Origin of the sequence: Pseudomonas sp. B26(2017) (assembly GCF_002113045.1) — a bacterium.
In the GTDB taxonomy this organism is placed as follows: Bacteria; Pseudomonadota; Gammaproteobacteria; order Pseudomonadales; family Pseudomonadaceae; genus Aquipseudomonas.
In genome coordinates this window covers 58,504-76,972 of record NZ_NEJJ01000020.1, presented here as the reverse complement: position 1 = coordinate 76,972, position 18,469 = coordinate 58,504, and the positions used below count along the sequence as shown (strand labels likewise).

Sequence of the window (18,469 nt, the reverse complement as noted above, 5' to 3'; positions counted from 1 at the left end):
GTGAGTCGTGTTGCCCCATGTGTGGACGTTATGCCCTGTTTCGCTGGAACCGCGATTTCGCGAACCTGCCCGGTTTTCCTGCCGACCAGCAGGCGCAGTGGAACATTTCCCCCAACGATTCGGTATTGATGCTGCGCGCCGAACCCGACGGCCAGCGCGCGCTGGCCCGTGCCCGTTGGGGGCTGACACCGCCGTGGCTGACCGATCTTTCTCGCACGCCGGCCCACGCCCGGGCCGAAACCGTCGCCGAGCAACCGATGTTCCGTGAGGCCCTGCGCCTGCGCCGTTGCCTGTTGCCGGCCAACGGCTTCTACGAATGGCGCGGCACCACGCGCAAGCGTCCGTACTGGCTGACGCCGGGGGAAGGTTCTTCGTTGTTTTTTGCGGCGATCTGGGAAGCGTATCCGGTGCAGGAACAAGTGTGGCTGAGCACGGCGGTCATCACCCAGCCTGCGGCCAGTCAGCGCCGACCGTTGATTCTTGATGAGGCGGGGCAGGAAGCGTGGCTCGATCCCGAAACGCCACTGCATGTCCTGCAGGGTTTGCTCGCTAGCGAGCCCGCCGCCTTGCGCGAGCGGGTGCTGGCGAATCTGGTCAATGATCCGAAGCTCAACGGGCCGGAGTGTTTGACCCCGGCCTGATTGATCAGACCTTGAACTGGTTGATCAACCGCCGCTGCTGCTCCGCCAGTTTGGTCAGATCGGCACTCGCCGAACTCGACTCATCCGCGCCACCGGCCACTTCATTGGCCACCTGACCGATATTGATCACGTTGCGGTTGATGTCGTCGGCCACCGCGCTCTGTTCTTCGGCGGCGCTTGCGATCTGGGTGTTCATGTCGTTGATCACCGACACTGCCTGAGTGATGGTCTCCAGCGCCTCGGCGGCCTTGGCCGCGTGCTGCACGCTTTCATCGGTGCGGTTCTGGCTGTCTTCCATGACCCGCACCACATCGCGGGTGCCCTGTTGCAGTTGCTGGATCATGCTCTGGATTTCTTCGGTGGCCTGCTGGGTTTTCTGCGCCAGATTGCGCACCTCATCGGCCACTACTGCAAAACCGCGTCCCTGCTCACCGGCACGGGCGGCTTCAATCGCCGCGTTGAGGGCCAGCAGATTGGTCTGCTCGGCAATCCCGCGAATGGCGATGAGGATCGCGTTGATGTTTTCGCTGTCCTTGGCCAGCGTCTGCACCACATCCACGGCCTTGCCGATTTCCACGGCCAGCACGCCAATCGAATTGGAGGTGTCGCGCACGATCTGCATGCCTTGCGCCGCTGCCTGATCCGCATGGCTGGCGGCTTGCGCCGCCTGGGTCGCATTGCGCGCCACGTCCTGGGCGGTGGCGGTCATTTCCTGCACGGCAGTGGCGACCTGATCGATTTCTGCCATTTGTTTCTGCACGCCGATGTTGGTGCGGATGGCGATATCGGCGGTGTGTTCCGAAGAGTCGCTGACGCTCTGCACCGAAGTCACCACTTGGGTGATCATCGCCTGCAACTTGGCCAGGAAGGTATTGAAGCCCTTGGCGATCGAGCCCAGTTCGTCATTGCGGTCACTGCTCAAGCGACGGGTCAGGTCGCCTTCGCCCTGGGCGATGTCATCAAGCATGGTCACCATTTGCTTGAGCGGTCGGGCGATGCCGTGGCCCACCAGCCAGATCACCAGCAGGCCGAGGCCGGCGATGAGCAGGCCGACCATGGCCATGCCGAACGTGTCGGATTTGCGCTGGGCGTCGAGGTCGCCTTGCAGCTTTTGCAGATCGGCCATCACCGCGTCGAGCGGCAGTTGCAGCATCAGCGTCCAGCGCGCGTCGGTCTGGCCGATGCCGAACGGCAGGTACAGCTCGATCCGGCCTTGCTCTTTATTGACGGAATAGGTCACTTCGCCGCGCTTGAGGTTGGCCATGTTGGCAATCTGCTGGGCGTCGAGGATATCGCTGACCTTCTCGCCGAATTTGCTCGGGTCCTTGGTGTAGGCGACGATCCGGCCGTTGCCGCCGATCAGGGCCATTTGCCCGGCGCCGCCGTACAGCTTCTGGTTGGCGCCCAGGAGCATTTCCTGGATGAAGTTCACCGACAGGTCGGCGCCGACGATGCCCTGGAAGGCGCCGTTGAGCATGATCGGTTCAATAAAGGAGGCGAGCATGACGATCTTGTCGCCGACCTTGTACGGGGCGGGATCGATCACGCAGGATTTTTTGGTTTCTTTCGAGCACAGGTAGTACTCGCTGGCGCGTATGCCGGTGGACAGGACTTTCTGGTCATCGACGTCCACCAGTTTGTCCAGGCCGAGGGTGCCGTCGTCGTTGCGGAACCACCATGGCAGGAAGCGCCCGTTGGCAGGGTCGATACCGACCACACTAGTGCCGACGAAAGCCGCGTCATTGTGATCCAGCGCGTTCTTTTCCCAGCCGATGTAGGTGCCGAGAATCTTCGGGTTCTTCTCGACGTTTTCTTTGATCAGGCTGATCAGTTGCTCGCGGCTGACGGTCAGTCGCGGCTGGCCATCGGCGCCCGGCGTGCCGAGCAGGGCGTTGACCCGCACCAGTCCGCCGGCGATCAACAGCGGCGCTTCCAGTTCGCGCTGGATCTGGCTGACCTGGGTCTGTGCCAGCGAGGTCAGGCGCTGTTCGATGACTTGCTCGAACTGGGCCTGGGTCCGTTGCTGGACCATTTCCTGGGTGCGGGCACCGGAGAACAGCGCATACAGCACCAGCGCGGCGACTACGCTGAGTACGATGGCGCCGGCCAGGGCGGCCACGGAAAACTGGATCGACTTGAACTTCATGGGAGCTCCGCACGCGAGAGGACGTCTGCGCTGTTGTATCGGCAGCCGCTATTGCGCCATGAGGTTGCGGACGAGTAATTGCAGGCGGATGTCGCAAATGGACCCGTGCGCGACGCGGATGCGCAGGATTTGCCGGCGGGTATGAATTTTTTCCTACAGGTCAGAGGGCGTTTTCTGAAAGTGCGTGCAACACGTCCGTTGTATCTGGCGTCGATACAATTACCCGCCTAGGATACGCGGCAGGTTTTCAGGGAGCTTTTGAATGAACAAGACATTGGTTGTAAGTGCACTGAGCGCGGCGCTGTTGCTGGCCGGTTGTCAGTCGGTCAACACCACCAGCGGCGGTGCCGTGGGCGTGGAGCGCAAGCAGTACATGTTCAGCATGCTGTCCTCGCAAGAGGTCGACCAGATGTATGCCCAGTCCTATCAGAAGACCGTGGGCGAAGCGTCCAGCAAAGGCGTGCTGGACAAGACCAGCAACGATGCCAAGCGCATTCAGGCCATCGCCAACCGGCTGATCGCCCAGGCACCGAATTTCCGTCCGGATTCGGCGCAGTGGAAGTGGGAAGTGAACCTGATCAAGAGTGACGAACTCAACGCCAACTGCGGTCCTGGCGGCAAGATCATTTTCTACACCGGGCTGATCGACAGCCTGAAACTCACCGACGATGAAATCGCTGCGGTCATGGGCCATGAAATCGCCCACGCCCTGCGCGAGCACGGTCGTGAAGCAATGTCCAAGGCCTATGGCATCGAAATGGCCAAGCAGGGCGCCGGTGCGTTGCTCGGTCTGGGTCAGGACAGCCTGGCGCTGGCTGACACCGTGGCCAACTACGGCATGACGCTGCCCAACAGTCGCGCCAACGAAAACGAAGCCGACCTGATCGGCCTGGAACTGGCCGCACGTGCCGGCTACAACCCGAATGCCGCGATCACCCTGTGGAACAAGATGAGCAAGGCGTCCGAAGGTGCACCGCCAGAATTCATGAGCACTCACCCGGCGTCGTCCAGCCGGATCGCTTCCCTGGAAGCGGCAATTCCGAAGGTCATGCCGCTGTACGAGAAAGCGCCCAAGTCCTGAAACAATGATCGCTCCCGCACTGAGTGCGGGAGCGTTCTGCCGGATCAAACCCAGCCGCTGCTCTGCATCGCCTTGTACACCGCAACGATCGCCAGGATCAGGAACGCCGAGGCGGCCAGTCGACGGATCAGGGTCAACGGCAGTTTCTCTGCTGCAAAATTACCCGCCAGTACCACCGGCACGTTGGCGATCAGCATGCCCGCCGTGGTGCCGATAATCACCAGCCACAGTTCCGGGTATTGCGCGGCCAGCATCACCGTGGCGATCTGGGTCTTGTCGCCGATTTCCGCCAGGAAGAATGCGATCAGCGTGGTCAGGAACGGCCCGAACTTGCGGGCGGTGCTGGCTTCATCGTCATCCATCTTGTCCGGCACCAGCGTCCACAGGGCGGTGGCGGCGAAGCTCGCGGCGAGAATCCAGTGCAGGACGGAATCCGAGAAGAAGCTGCCGAACCAGGCGCCAACCGCACCGGCTGCTGCGTGGTTGGCCAGGGTCGCAGCGACGATACCGGCAATGATCGGCCAGGGTTTGCGGAAGCGAGCGGCGAGAATCAGCGCGAGCAGTTGCGTCTTGTCGCCGATTTCGGCCAAGGCAACGATTGCGGTGGGAACGAGTAACGAGTCCAGCATCAGGATTTCCTAAGGGGCGGGTCGACACGGCTATGACACGTACAGCCTTCCCGCCCCGGGTAAGGTGTGCGTGTCATAGGTCTTGTCAAACCCTGCGATCCGTCTGCTGCGGACGCTTGGGTCGCATACGCCATGATCTGAGGATCAAGTATGTTGACGTATGCCGGACGAGCTTGGCGCTCGTGGGAGACTACTCCCCTAGGACGGAGCGGATTCTGCCTAGGCCGAATCCATTCGGCAAGTGCTAATTTTTAGCCGCGCTTGGCCCGGTAAATCCGGAAACCATTGCCTTCGGCCTTGATCGAGCAGACCCCGAGATGCTCTTCGATCAACGGTTGATACTTCAGAAAGCTGTTCGCAACCAGGCGCAGTTCACCGCCGTTTTTCAGATGTTTGGCCGCTTTTCGCAGCAAGTTCTCGGTGGCGAAATAGTCGGTGTGAACGCCGACATGGAACGGCGGATTGCTCAAAATTGCGTTCAAGCCTATCGGTGCGGCGTCGATGCCGTCACCGGTCAGCACCTCGGCTTCCAGACCGTTGGCCGCCAGAGTCAAACGGCTGCTGGCGGCAGCGAAGGCGTCAACATCGAGCAACGTGACCTGATTGTGCGGGTAACGACGCTTGACCGCCGCGCCGAGCACGCCGGCGCCGCAACCGAAGTCCAGCAAATGTCCGCTCGGCAGTTTGTCCAGGTGTTCCAGCAGCAGGGCACTGCCGCGATCCAGTCGGCCGTGGCTGAATACGCCCGGCAGGCTGATGACCTTCAATGGGCCTTCGGCCAGCGGCAGTTCGTAAGTCTGCGCCAGGCTTTCCAGTGGTTTGGCTTGCGGGGCATTGGCCACGGTCACTTGCCACAATTGGCAATGGCGCGCGCTGTCGAGCTTGCGCGGCTTGCCGAACGGGTTGAGCTGTTTGGACGCGCCTTCGATGCCGCTGCGCTTTTCCCCGACCAGATACACCTCGCGCCCGGCCAGACGCGAAGCCACGGCATTGAGGATGTAATCGGTCAGGTCCTTGGCCTTGGGCAGGAACACCACGGCGCTGGTGAATTCGCGTTCCGGCACGTTTACGCCAAAATGGCTGCGACCTTCGAAACGCGCATCGAGTGCGGCCTGATCGCCGGCGTGCCAGCACCATCCAAACGCGTCGGGCAGACGCCCCAGCAAATCATCGGCAGGCAAACCGGCCAACAATACCGAACCCTGGAATAACTCGGCCTGACGAAGCAGTACTTCACTGCGCGGATCCATAACTGCTCCTGTGAAAAAAAGTGCCGCAGTTTATCAACTGACGACCCGCAGCGCCTTACCGCTGTAGAACGCCTGGGTGTTTTCCACCAGTTGGCCGACGATTCGTTGCCGCGCCTCGCGGCTGCCCCAGGCGTTGTGCGGCGTGACGATCAGGCGTGGGATGTCGACCGCCAGCAGCGGATTGCCGTTGGTCGGTGGTTCGATGCTCAGCACATCGGTGGCCGCGCCGCCCAGATGACCGCTGCGCAGGGCATCGGCCAGGGCCTGTTCGTCGATCAGCCCGCCACGGGCGGTATTGACGACGAAGGCGCCGGGTTTCATCGCGGCGAGTTCGCGGGCTCCGATGAAATGCCGGGTATGTTCGTTGAGCGGGCAGTGCAGGGTCAGGGCGTCTATCTGTGGCAGCAATTCTTCCAGCGGCAGGCGATCCGGACGGGCCGGGCGCCCCGGAATCTGCCCCAGCAACACGCGCATGCCGAAGGCTTCGGCCAGTCGCGCGACTGCGCCGCCGAGTTCACCGTGTCCGAGCAAACCCAGGGTTTTGCCTTCCAGCTCGACGATCGGGTAATCCAGCAGGCAGAACTGTTTCGCTTGTTGCCAGCGACCCTCGCCGACGGCTTTTTGATAATCGGCCAGGCGCGTGGCGAGGTTGAGCAGCAGCATGATCGTGTGCTGCGCCACTGACGGCGTGCCGTAACCCTGACAGTTGCACACGGTGATGCCGTGGGTGCGGGCGGCGGCCAGATCGACGTTATTGGTGCCGGTGGCCGTGATCAGGATCAGTTTCAGCTGTGGGTTGGCGGCCATGGCGGCGGCGTCGATCAGGACCTTGTTGCTGATCGCCACGGTCGCCCCTTGCAGGCGGTCGCTCACTTGCGCAGGCAACGTCTGGGGGAACAGTTGCAGATCGCTGAAGCAGTCACGCAAAGGGCTCAGATCGAGATCGCCAAGATCCAGCGACGGGTGATCGAGGAATACGGCGCGGTGGGCGTTCGTCATCAACTGTACCTGTTGTGCTTTGAAGGGAAGGCGTAATCTGCCGAGCCTACCAGATGAAACAACTCGTTACGCTTGGCCGAAAGGAGCCCCCATGTACTGGACCGAATTCTTGACCGTTGCCCTGATCCACCTGTTGGCCGTCGCCAGCCCCGGTCCTGATTTCGCCGTGGTGGTGCGCGAGAGCGTGACCCACGGGCGTCGCGCCGGCACCTGGACGGCACTGGGTGTGGGCACGGCGATTTTCCTGCACGTCGGTTATTCGCTGCTGGGGATCGGCCTGATCGTTTCCCAATCGATCGTGCTGTTCAACGCTCTGAAATGGGCCGCCGCCGCTTATCTGCTGTACATCGGTTTCAAGGCCCTGCGTGCGCAACCGGCGAAAACCGTGACCGATGATCTGCACAAAGAGGCCGGCGAGCGCACCGCACGTGGCGCCTTCACCTCAGGCTTCGTGACCAACGGCCTGAACCCGAAAGCCACGCTGTTTTTCCTGTCGCTGTTCACCGTGGTGATCAATCCGCACACGCCACTGGCAGTGCAGGCCGGTTACGGCATTTACCTGGCGGCTGCGACTGCAACCTGGTTCTGCCTGGTGGCGATGCTGTTCAGCCAGCAGCGCGTGCGTGCCGGTTTCGCCCGCATGGGCCACTGGTTCGACCGCACCATGGGCGCGGTGCTGATCGCCATCGGCGTGAAACTCGCGTTCACCGAGATGCATTGATCCTTCTGAGCTGTCATCTGTTTCGGCAAATGCTGGCGCAAAGCTAGCATTTGTACGGCTCTGCAAATCATTCCTTTGGCTGATTTGGCTGACGTATAACGGTTCTAGAGTACGAAACTCCAAAGCCAACACCGTGCAGTCAGAAAAGGGATTCTTATGTTGCAGACTCGCGTTATTCCGCCCGCCGAAGGGGCGTACCAGTATCCACTGCTGATTAAACGGCTGCTGATGTCGGGCGCCCGTTACGAGAAAACCCGCGAGATCATCTACCGTGACCAGTTGCGCTACAGCTACCCGACCTTGATCGAGCGGGTCGCGCGGCTGGCCAACGTGCTGACGGCGGCCGGCGTAAAGGCCGGTGATACCGTGGCGGTGATGGACTGGGACAGCCATCGCTACCTCGAATGCATGTTTGCGATCCCGATGATCGGCGCGGTGATCCACACCATCAACGTGCGCCTGTCGCCGGAACAGATTCTCTACACCATGAACCACGCCGAGGACCGCTTCGTGCTGGTCAACAGCGAGTTCGTCGGGCTTTACCAGGCCATCGCGCCACACCTGACCACGGTGGAGAAAACCCTGCTGCTGACCGATCTGCCGGAAAAAAACGCCGATCTGCCGAACCTGGTGGGCGAGTACGAGCAACTGCTGGCGGCGGCGAGTCCGCTGTACGACTTCCAGGACTTCGACGAAAACTCGGTCGCCACCACGTTCTACACCACGGGCACCACCGGAAATCCGAAGGGTGTGTACTTCACCCATCGGCAACTGGTGCTGCACACCATGGGTGTGTCGACCATCATGGGCGCCATCGACAGCGTGCGGCTGCTGGGCACCAACGACGTGTACATGCCGATCACCCCGATGTTCCACGTGCATGCCTGGGGCCTGCCGTATGTGGCGACCATGCTCGGGCTCAAGCAGGTTTATCCGGGGCGTTACGACCCGGAATTTCTGGTCGAGCTGTGGCGCAAGGAAAAGGTCACGTTTTCCCACTGCGTGCCGACCATCCTGCAGATGGTGCTCAACGCCAAGGGCGCGCAAGACACCGATTTCGGCGGCTGGAAAATCGTCATCGGTGGCAGTGCGCTCAATCGCACGCTGTATGAAACGGCCAAGAGCAAGGGCATTCAACTGACGGCCGCGTATGGCATGTCGGAAACCGGGCCGTTGGTCTCTTGCGCGCATTTGAACGATGAGTTGATGGCGGGCACCGAAGACGAGCGCACTACTTACCGGATCAAGGCCGGCGTGCCGGGACCGTTGGTCGAGGCGGCGATCATCGACAGCGAGGGCAATTTCCTCCCGGCCGACGGTGAAACCCAGGGCGAACTGGTGCTGCGCGCACCGTGGCTGACCGAAGGCTATTTCAACGAACCGCAGAAGGGCGCCGAGCTGTGGGCCGGTGGCTGGTTGCACACCGGTGACGTCGCCACGATCGACAGCATGGGCGTGATCGACATCCGCGACCGGATCAAGGACGTGATCAAGACCGGCGGCGAATGGATTTCCTCGCTGGATCTCGAAGACCTGATCAGTCGCCATGTCGCGGTACGTGAAGTAGCAGTAGTGGGCATTGCCGATCCACAGTGGGGCGAGCGTCCATTTGCCTTGCTGGTGGTCCGCGAAGGGCATGCCATCGGGGCGCGCGAGCTCAAGGAACACCTCAAGCCATTCGTTGAATTGGGGCACTTGAGCAAGTGGGCGATCCCGAGCCAGATCGCGCTTGTTACTGAAATTCCCAAGACCAGTGTCGGCAAGCTCGACAAGAAGCGCATCCGCCTCGACATCACCGAATGGCAGGCCAACAACAGCACCTTCCTCTCGACGCTCTGAGCGTCCGCTGGCGCGCCGAAAACGGCGCGCCAGACCCACCAAGCAAGCGCTTGGCTTGTGAAATCCGAATTTTCAGCCATCCTTGCCGTGCCGACATGTGTCGGACTGGCGAAAGGACTGTTCCAGAGTGGCCGGCAGCTGCAAATCACACTTTAGAGGGATCAAGCAGTACCCCCTGCTGGCTATAGTCCGCTCAAGGATTTTTAAGAACGGGGCACACGCACTAACGGGGCGATGCAACATTGAAGCGATTTCGGTAAGCCTCTGGCGCCCGGTCCTTCAGGCGTTTTTAAAAGTACTCACTGCCATAACAATAATGCACATGGAGTAGCGTCGATGACCTCAGTAAACCAGTTCTGGCGCCGGGCAAAGCTGCCTCTGGCCGTCAGTCTTGCTTCTTCGCTCGCCGGGCCCGCTTTCGGCGTCAGTTTCAACGTCGGTGAAATCGAAGGCCAGTTCGACTCCTCCCTGTCGATCGGTGCCAGCTGGTCCACCCAGAGCCCGAACAAGAACCTCATCGGCGTCAACAACGGCGGCCACGGTCTGTCCCAGACTTCCGACGACGGCCATGCCAACTTCAAGAGCGGCGAGACCTTCTCGAAGATCTTCAAGGGCATCCATGACCTCGAGCTGAAATACGGCGACACCGGCGTGTTCGTCCGTGGCAAGTACTGGTACGACTTCGAACTGAAGGACGAGAGCCGCGAGTTCAAGGACATCAGCGACAGCAACCGCAAGGAAGGCGCCAAGTCCGCCGGCGGTCAGATCCTCGACGCCTTCGTCTACCACAACTACGCGATCGCCGATCAGCCAGGCTCCGTGCGTCTGGGCAAGCAGGTGGTGAGCTGGGGTGAAAGTACCTTCATCGGCGGCGGCATCAACTCGATCAACCCGATCGACGTTTCCGCGTTCCGTCGTCCGGGCGCCGAGATCAAGGAAGGCCTGATCCCGGTCAACATGTTCTATGTGTCCCAGAGCCTGACCGACAACCTGTCGGCCGAAGCCTTCTATCAGCTCGAGTGGGACCAGACCGTCGTCGACAACTGCGGCACGTTCTTCTCCCAGCCGGACATCATTGCCGATGGCTGCACCGACAACCTGCGCGTGCTGAACAAGCGCTCGCAGATCCCGGCCATTGCCCTGGGGCCATTGGCGGCCAACGGCGTCAACGTCAATGAAGAAGGTGTGCTGGTGCCGCGCGGCGCCGATCGCGATGCGCGCGATAGCGGCCAGTGGGGCGCGTCCCTCAAGTACATGTTCGAACCGCTGGACACCGAGTTCGGTGCCTACTTCATGAATTACCACAGCCGTGCGCCGATCTTCAGTGCCACTGGCGCGCCGCAATCGGTCTACAACGGCGTGGCCGCATTGCCAGGTCCGTTCCAGGCGCTCGGGCCTCTGCTGGTCGCCGGCAATTCGAAGTACTTCGTCGAATACCCAGAGGACATCCGCCTCTACGGTCTGAGCTTCTCCACCACCCTGCCTACCGGTACGGCGTGGAGCGGTGAGATCAGCTATCGCCCGAATGCGCCGGTACAACTGAACTCCACCGACATCCTGTTCGCCGGTGTGCGTCCATTGGGCGGCCCGTATGCCAACGCTTCGCTGCTCAATGGTGTGCCAGGCCAGGATCTGCATGGCTACGAGCGCAAGGAAATCACTCAACTGCAAACCACCTTCACGCACTTCTTCGATCAGGTCATGGGCGCTAGCCGTCTGACCCTGGTGGGTGAGGTGGGCATGACTTACGTGGGCGGTCTGGAAAGCCGGTCCGACAAGCGCTATGGCCGTGATCCGGTCTTCGGCCCGGGCGAATTGCCAGCCACCGGTACCACCAACACCTGCGTCAACATCCTCAACAACGGCACCATCAATGGCGCCGGACCTGGCTCACCGCAGAACAACCGTAGTCGCAATTGCGACAATGACGGTTTCACCACGTCGATGTCCTGGGGTTATCGCGGTCGTGCGATCTGGGAATACAACGATGTGTTCGCCGGCGTGAACCTCAAGCCGAACGTGGCCTGGTCCCACGACGTCAGCGGCTACTCGCCAGGCCCTGGCGGCAACTTCGAGGAAGGTCGCAAGGCTGTCAGCCTGGGTGTCGATGCCGAGTACCAGAACACCTACACCGCGAGCCTGGCCTACACCAACTTCTTCGACGGCAAGTACAGCACCGTGGATGACCGCGATTTCGTGGCGCTCAGCCTCGGCGTGAACTTCTAAGCACTGCATTTTCAGGACGAACGAATTTATGAAAATAACAAAAAGTCTGTTCCACGCCGGTGTTCTGGGCCTGTCGCTGCTGGCGACCGGCGTCATGGCGGCGGTGCCTGCCGCCGAAGCGGACAAGCTGGGCAAGAGCCTGACCCCGATGGGCGCCGAAATGGCCGGTAACGCGGACGGCTCGATCCCGGCCTGGAAACCGATGCCGAAGAATGCCGGCACCGTCGACAGCAAAGGCTTCCTGTCCGACCCGTACGCCAGTGAAAAACCGCTCTTCACCATCACCAAGCAGAACGTCGATCAGTACAAGGCCAAGCTTGCGCCGGGTCAGTACGCGATGTTCCAGCGTTACCCTGACACCTTCAAGATGCCGGTCTATCCGTCTCATCGTGGTGCCACCGTGCCGGATGAGGTATTCGCCGCCATCAAGAAGAACGCCACCACCACGACCCTGGTGTCGGGTGGCAACGGCCTGGAAAACTTCGATACCGCCGTTCCGTTCCCGATTCCGAAAAGCGGTGTGGAAGTCATCTGGAACCACATCACCCGCTATCGCGGCGGCAGCGTGACCCGTCTGGTGACCCAGGCCACGCCGCAACCGAACGGCTCGTTCAGCCTGGTGTACTTCCAGGACCAGTTCGTATTCCGCGACAAGATGAAGGACTACGATCCGGCGAACCCGGGCAACATCCTGTTCTACTTCAAGCAGAAAGTGACTGCGCCGGCACGTCTGGCCGGTGGTGTGCTGCTGGTGCACGAAACCCTCGACCAGGTGAAGGAACCGCGTTCGGCGTGGGTCTACAACGCCGGTCAGCGTCGTGTGCGTCGCGCACCGCAAGTGTCCTATGACGGCCCGGGTACCGCGGCGGACGGCCTGCGGACTTCCGACAACCTGGACATGTTCAACGGCGCACCGGACCGTTACGACTGGAAACTGATCGGCAAGCAAGAAATGTACATCGCCTCCGACAGCTACAAGCTCGACGATCCGAAGCTCAAGTACGCCGACATCATCAAGGCCGGGCACATCAACCAGGATCTGGCGCGTTATGAACTGCGTCGCGTCTGGCACGTGACCGCGACCCTGAAGGAAGGTCAGCGTCACATCTATGCCAAGCGCGACTTCTTCATCGACGAAGACACCTGGCAAGCGGCGGTGATCGATCACTACGACGGTCGTGGTCAATTGTGGCGCGTGGCGGAAGCTCACGCTCAGGACTACTACAACGTTCAGGTACCGTGGTACACCCTGGAGACCCTTTACGATCTGCAGTCCGGCCGTTACCTGGCGCTGGGCATGAAGAACGAAGAGAAGTCGGCGTATGACTTCGGTTTTACCGCCACCACCAGCGACTTCACTCCAGCCGCTCTGCGTCAGGATGGTGTTCGCTAAGCTCCTGTAAACCGAGGCCGCATCCTCGTGAAAACGCCCCGACAGGTTCGGGGCGTTTTTTTGTCTGTCGCTTTTTCCGTAGCCTTTTTGTAGCCATTTGTAGCAACGACCTTCATAACCGCTCCGTTTAAGGCTAGTCTGCGGGCATCTGCTACGCCGCCAACAGCCATACGAACAAGAGCCGGCCATGACTGATCTGTCCCCACTTCCGGGTCCCGCAAGCGTTGCCGTCGCGGCACTGGACGGACGTTTTTTTCGCCCGCCATTACCCGATGGCTACGTGCTGCGACCCCGTTTGTGCGAACGCCTTGGCGCCGGACTCGGAGGGCGCCTGTTGCTGGTCAGCGCTCCGGCCGGGTTCGGCAAGAGCTCGCTGGCGGTGGAGTTCTGTCAGAGCCTGCCGGCGCACTGGCAAAGCCTTTGGTTGGGGCTGAGCCCGCGGGATAACGATCCGGGGCGGTTTCTCGAACGACTGCTCGAAGGCCTGCAGGACTACTTCCCGGAACTCGGCAGCCGCGCACTGGGGCTGCTGAAAATGCGTCAACGCCATCAACCGTTTGCCTTCGAAGAATGGCTGGACGGCCTGTTGGATGAGTTGACGCTGCATCTGCAACCCACGGCCCCGCTGCTGTTGGTACTGGATGATTACCATCTTGCTCAAGGGCCGGTGCTCGATCGATGCCTGCAGTTTTTCCTCAATCATTTACCGGACGGCCTGGTGGTCATGGTCACCAGTCGGCAGCGCCCGGACTGGCACCTGGCCCGTCTGCGGCTGTCGCGCCAATTGCTGGAACTGCACGAACAGGATCTGCGCCTGACCCACGACGAAGCCCTGGCACTGCTTGATCGTCACAGCAGTTCCCTGCGCGGTGAAGCGCTGGAAAACCTGATCCAGCGCAGCGAAGGCTGGGTGGCCGGCCTGCGCTTCTGGCTGCTGGCAATTTCCGAAGTCGGCACCGAGTCGGCGTTGCCGCAAGCGCTGAACGGCGGGGAAGGGCTGATCCGCGAATACCTGCTGGAGGAAGTCATCGATTGCCTGCCCGCCGAGGTGCAGGCGTTTCTTTATGACACCGCACCGCAGGAGCGCTTTTGCAGCGAGTTGTGTGACGCGGTGCGCGAGGCCCATGACAGCGCCGAAATCCTGCGTTTCCTGCTGGCGCATCAGGTGTTCCTGGTGCCGCTGGACGAGCACGGGCACTGGTACCGTTATCACCACCTGTTTTCCGACCTGTTGCGCAGCCGGCCTATCGCCCGGGCACTGGTCCCCGCCGCGACGCTGCATCTGCGCGCCTGCCGCTGGTTCAACGCCCAGGGCCTGCTGGATGAAGCCGTCGAGCAGGCCTTGCGCGCGGGGCATCTGGACGTCGCGGCCAATCTGGTACAAAACCTCTCCGAGGAGCAACTGCTGGCCGAGCAGAATGTCGGCATGTTGCTGCGCTGGAAAATGGACTTGCCTGACAGCCTGCTGATCAGCACCCCGCGCCTGATTGTGTTGTACAGCTGGGCGTTGGGACTGGCCTGTCAGCTCGACGCGGCCGAAGAACTGGCCAGCCATTTGAGCCGGTTTCTGCCAGCACCCTCGGCCACCGCACAGAAATCGATGCTGGCCCAATGGCTGGCGCTGAGCGGGATCATCGCTCGCGGGCGTGGGCATCGGGAGTTGACGATCAGATACTGCAGCGAAGCCCTGGAAAGTCTGCCGGCCAAGCGCTATGGCCAGCGGCTGATGTGTCTATCGACCTTGTCCAATCTGGCCATTGCCGACGGTGACCTATGGCGCGCCCGCGGCCTTAACCGAGAGTCGCTGGAGTTGGCGCAGCGCGTTGGCAACCCGTTGTTCGAAGCGTTGGCGCACTACGATCGTGCGCGGGTGTTGCAGGCCCGCGGTGAAATTCTGCGCGCACTCGATGAAGTCCATCAGGGCTTGCAGCGTTTGCGCGGCCTGTCGCCACAGCGCCTGTATGCGGTGCGTGCACGGCTGACCCTGTACGAGGGTTTTCTGTTGGCGATGCGCTTGCAGCCTCAGGCCGCACGCGTGCGCTTGTTGGCCGGAATCGGCGAGGCACGGGCCTGTCGCGACATCAGCGTATTGATCGGCCATTGCGTGATCGCGCGTCTGGATGGCAGCAGCGGCGAGTTCGCCAAGGCTTTCGCCGAACTGGCCGAAGCCGAACGCCTGATGCACATCTGGGACGTGCCGCCGATCTACTATCTGGCAATGATCACGCTGGTCAAATGTGAGTTGTGGCTGGCGCAGGGCCGCACCGATCTGGCCGAGGCGTGGCTTGCGCGGTTGGGCCAGACCTACACCGGCGAGCGCGCCGCTGCGCCGCCGGAGTTTCATCCCCAACTGCCATTGCACGTTGAGCTGCAACAAGCGCTGCTCGACATGACCCGCGGCCAGCCGATGCTCGCCGAAGGGCGGTTGGACGTGCTGCACGAAAACGGTGAGCAAACCGGGCGCCAGTTACTCAGCGTGATGGCGTTAACGCAAAAGGTGGCGTTGCTACTGGCGGGCGGGCGCGAGCCGGAAGCACGCAAGACGTTGAGCCAGGCGCTGGAGCTGGCGGCCGGCGGGGTGTTGCAGCCATTCGATGGATTGGCCAGGGAGCACACGGACTGGTTGCGTGGGCAATTGCTGGCGTTCCCCGGACTGGCAGGCCAGCAATTGCTCGAGCATCTACCGCCAGCGCCGCCCCGGCAGATGCCGGAGTCCACGGTCACCGAACAGCTCAGCAGTCGCGAACTGGCCGTGCTGCGGTTGATTGCCCAGGGTTGTTCGAACCAGGAAATCAGCGAGCAATTGTTCATTTCGCTGCACACCGTGAAAACCCACGCCAGCCATATCAACAGCAAGCTGGGGGTTGAGCGGCGGACGCAGGCAGTGGCGCGGGCCAAAGAGCTGGGCCTGTTGGTCTAGAAAAAAAATGGACAAAAGAAACACCCCGCGATGGCGGGGTGTTTTCATTTTTCAGCTTCGAATGTTTCAGGCAGCTAAGAGATCAGACGATGACGTCGTTCGCACTGAGCGAGTTGACGCCCACCACTTGCACTTCGAAGTGCCCCCCAGCGTCTGCGCTCAGGTTGCCCGACAGGACGTTATCTGCAAAACGTAGTTGCCCCAGCCCGGTGAATTCATTGGAGCCAATGAACGTCAAGTGTTGGTAGCCGAGGGTCATCGGGTCAATGTCGAATTTGGAGAAATCGATTTTGTCCCCTTCCAGTGCGTTGAAATCGGCAATGACGTTCTGCGAGGAGCTTGTTCCGAATTCCTTTCCGAGATTGATCATGTTAGTGATGGCAAAGGTGTCAGCCCCGGTACCGCCCGTCAACGTGCTATGTCCCCACCCACCGTACAATGTGTCGTTTCCTTCCCCACCGAACAGTTTGTCGGTTCCGCCATTGCCGCCGAGTACGTTGTTGCCGGCGTTACCCGTCAGAATGTTATCGAGGTTGTTGCCCCACATTGTCAGGTCTGCGCTGCCGAGCAGGGTGCCGTCCTCGACGTAATCCGAAAGGTTGTAATCAACCGAAGTGCGGATCAGGTCGTGACCGCCATTCTGGAACTCGAAGATGAGGTCATTGACGTTATCCACAATAAAGATATCGTCGCCGCCCTCGCCAATCATGCGATCAGCGCCGAGACCGCCCGACAGGATGTTGTTGCCATCGTTGCCGTGCAAGACGTTTTCCAGGGCATTACCTGTCAGATTCAGGTTGGCACTGCCAATCATCTGACCATCTTCGACGTTGTCTGCCAGTGTGTAGTCGATGCTGGTGTTGACGGTATCAATCCCCTCATCCGCGAGTTCAACGATAACGTCGTTGATGTTATCAACGTTGTAGACGTCATGCCCGGCTCCACCAATCATGGTGTCTGCGCCTAGCCCGCCATCGATGTAGTTGGTGGCGGAGTTGCCTGTGATGGTGTTGTCCAGCGCATTGCCGGTGAGTGCACCCCACGTGTCGCCAAACATCGTCAAGTCTTCAACATTGGCGCCGAGGGTATAGCTGATACTGGTCCTGACCAGATCATGCCCTTCGCCGATCTGCTCGATCACGACATCGTTGATGTTATCCACAACGTAGGTGTCGTTGCCGGCGCCACCGATCATGGTGTCGGCTCCCATGCCGCCGTCGAGAATGTTGTTGCCGATGTTGCCAGTGATACGGTTGTTGACCGCGTTGCCGGTGCCGTTGAGGTTGGCGCTGCCGATCAGGATCAGGTTTTCGACGTTGGCGCCGAGGGTGTAGTCGATGGACGAGAACACGCGGTCGAGTGCGGTCAGCGAGGTGTCGGTTTCGGTCACCACATCACCGACGTTGTCAACGTAGTAGGTATCAACGCCGTCGCCACCGATCATGGTGTCGGCGCCGAGGCCGCCGTCGAGGGTGTCGTCACCGGCACCGCCGCTGAGGGTGTTGTTCATGGCGTTGCCAGTGAGCACGTTGTTCAGGCTGTTGCCGGTGCCGTTGATGGCGTTGCCGGTCAGCACCAGATTTTCCAGGTTGGCGCCCAGTGTCCATTCAACCGACGCGCGGACGGTGTCGATTTCGTTCGCCAGGGTGCTGGTCTCGGTGATGATGTCGCCAGCGTTGTCGACGACATAAGTGTCGTTGCCCAAGCCGCCAATCAGCGTGTCGATGCCGGCGCCGCCGTCGAGAATGTTGTCACCGGCGTTACCGGTCATACGGTTGCTGACCGCGTTGCCGGTGCCGTTGAGGTTGCCATTGCCGGTGAGGATCAGGTTCTCGACGTTGGCGCCGAGGGTGTAGTCGATGGAGGCGAACACGCGGTCGAGCGCGGTCAGCGAGGCATCGGTTTCGATGACCACGTCACCGACGTTGTCGACGTAGTAGGTGTCGACACCGTCGCCGCCGATCATGGTGTCGGCGCCGAGGCCGCCATCGAGGGTGTTGGCCGCTGCGTTGCCGGTCAGCGTGTTGTTCAGCGCGTTACCGGTGCCGTTGACGGCGTTGCCGGTGAGCACGAGGTTTTCCAGGTTGGCGCCGAGTGTCCAGTCAACAGATGCACGGACGGTGTCAATCTCGTTCGCCAGGGTGCTGGTTTCGGTGACGGTGTCGCCGACGTTGTCGACGATATAGGTGTCATTGCCCAGACCACCGATCAGCGTGTCGGCACCGAGGCCGCCGTCAAGAATGTTATCGCCGTCGTTGCCGGTGATGCGGTTGCTGACCGCGCTGCCGGTGCCGTTGAGGTTGGCCGTGCCGGTCAGGATCAGGTTTTCGACGTTGGCGCCGAGGGTGTAGTCGATGGAGGCGAACACGCGGTCGAGTGCGGTCAGCGAGGCATCGGTTTCGATCACTACATCGCCGACGTTGTCGACGTAGTAGGTGTCGACGCCGTCGCCACCGATCATGGTGTCGGCACCTGCGCCGCCATTGAGGGTGTTGGCCAGGGCGTTGCCGGTGATGCGGTTATCCCGCTCATTGCCGGTGCCGTTGACGGCGTTGCCGATCAGGATCAGGTTCTCGACGTTGGCGCCGAGGGTGTAGTCGATGGAGGCGAACACGCGGTCGAGC

General features: G+C 61.1%; 12 protein-coding genes, 1 pseudogene and 1 riboswitch. Of the genes and pseudogenes, 7 read left to right on the top strand and 6 right to left on the bottom strand.

What is annotated here, in order from left to right:
- Window positions 1–17: 17 nt before the first annotated feature.
- Window positions 18–641 (top strand): SOS response-associated peptidase, encoded by a 624-nt coding sequence (locus tag CAF79_RS25435; RefSeq protein WP_085700867.1) that lies wholly within the window; start codon window positions 18–20, stop codon window positions 639–641.
- Window positions 642–645: 4 nt separating this feature from the next.
- Here CAF79_RS25435 and CAF79_RS29805 read toward each other — a convergent pair whose 3' ends face one another.
- Together CAF79_RS29805 and CAF79_RS29800 are read right to left on the bottom strand one after the other, a co-directional pair.
- Window positions 646–1,389 carry a methyl-accepting chemotaxis protein gene (locus tag CAF79_RS29805; protein ID WP_371917943.1) on the bottom strand — a complete coding sequence of 248 codons (744 nt, stop codon included), beginning with the start codon at window positions 1,387–1,389 and terminating at the stop codon, window positions 646–648.
- A gap of 111 nt (window positions 1,390–1,500) precedes the next feature.
- Window positions 1,501–1,698 (bottom strand): annotated as a pseudogene (locus CAF79_RS29800) (HAMP domain-containing protein); the annotation flags it as partial.
- Between the two features lie 1,351 nt (window positions 1,699–3,049).
- On the opposite strand from CAF79_RS29800, the gene CAF79_RS25425 reads away from it, so the two are divergent.
- Complete coding sequence (locus CAF79_RS25425) at window positions 3,050–3,868, top strand: M48 family metallopeptidase (protein WP_085700865.1); 819 nt, start codon at window positions 3,050–3,052, stop codon at window positions 3,866–3,868.
- 44 nt (window positions 3,869–3,912) lie between these two features.
- Here CAF79_RS25425 and CAF79_RS25420 read toward each other — a convergent pair whose 3' ends face one another.
- From CAF79_RS25420 to CAF79_RS25410, 3 genes are all read right to left on the bottom strand, one after another.
- On the bottom strand, window positions 3,913–4,497 hold the full coding sequence (locus tag CAF79_RS25420) for a TMEM165/GDT1 family protein (protein ID WP_007956837.1): 585 nt from the start codon (window positions 4,495–4,497) through the stop codon (window positions 3,913–3,915).
- A gap of 88 nt (window positions 4,498–4,585) precedes the next feature.
- A riboswitch (yybP-ykoY riboswitch) is annotated at window positions 4,586–4,708 on the bottom strand.
- 40 nt (window positions 4,709–4,748) lie between these two features.
- Window positions 4,749–5,747, bottom strand: coding sequence for a class I SAM-dependent methyltransferase (locus CAF79_RS25415; RefSeq protein ID WP_085700864.1), 999 nt, complete (start codon window positions 5,745–5,747; stop codon window positions 4,749–4,751).
- A gap of 33 nt (window positions 5,748–5,780) precedes the next feature.
- The gene (locus CAF79_RS25410; protein ID WP_085700863.1) at window positions 5,781–6,746 is read right to left on the bottom strand and encodes a 2-hydroxyacid dehydrogenase; all 966 of its coding nucleotides are present in this window, start codon (window positions 6,744–6,746) and stop codon (window positions 5,781–5,783) included.
- Between the two features lie 91 nt (window positions 6,747–6,837).
- Between CAF79_RS25410 and CAF79_RS25405 the strand changes: the two genes are divergently transcribed.
- The 5 genes from CAF79_RS25405 (at window position 6,838) to CAF79_RS25385 (ending at window position 15,845) form a co-directional block, all read left to right on the top strand.
- The gene (locus tag CAF79_RS25405; protein ID WP_085700862.1) at window positions 6,838–7,467 is read left to right on the top strand and encodes a LysE family translocator; all 630 of its coding nucleotides are present in this window, start codon (window positions 6,838–6,840) and stop codon (window positions 7,465–7,467) included.
- Between the two features lie 156 nt (window positions 7,468–7,623).
- Window positions 7,624–9,306: a fatty acid--CoA ligase gene (locus CAF79_RS25400; protein ID WP_085700861.1), complete on the top strand. Its 1,683-nt coding sequence runs from the start codon at window positions 7,624–7,626 to the stop codon at window positions 9,304–9,306.
- Window positions 9,307–9,642: 336 nt separating this feature from the next.
- Entirely contained in the window at window positions 9,643–11,532 is a 1,890-nt protein-coding gene (locus tag CAF79_RS25395) for a DUF1302 domain-containing protein (RefSeq protein ID WP_085700860.1), read from the top strand.
- Between the two features lie 28 nt (window positions 11,533–11,560).
- Window positions 11,561–12,925: a DUF1329 domain-containing protein gene (locus tag CAF79_RS25390; RefSeq protein ID WP_085700859.1), complete on the top strand. Its 1,365-nt coding sequence runs from the start codon at window positions 11,561–11,563 to the stop codon at window positions 12,923–12,925.
- Between the two features lie 187 nt (window positions 12,926–13,112).
- On the top strand, window positions 13,113–15,845 hold the full coding sequence (locus tag CAF79_RS25385; protein ID WP_085700858.1) for a LuxR C-terminal-related transcriptional regulator: 2,733 nt from the start codon (window positions 13,113–13,115) through the stop codon (window positions 15,843–15,845).
- Between the two features lie 82 nt (window positions 15,846–15,927).
- On the opposite strand, the gene CAF79_RS29570 is transcribed toward CAF79_RS25385, so the two are convergent.
- A partial coding sequence (locus CAF79_RS29570) for a calcium-binding protein (protein ID WP_256579495.1) occupies window positions 15,928–18,469 on the bottom strand: 2,542 nt, incomplete at its 5' end.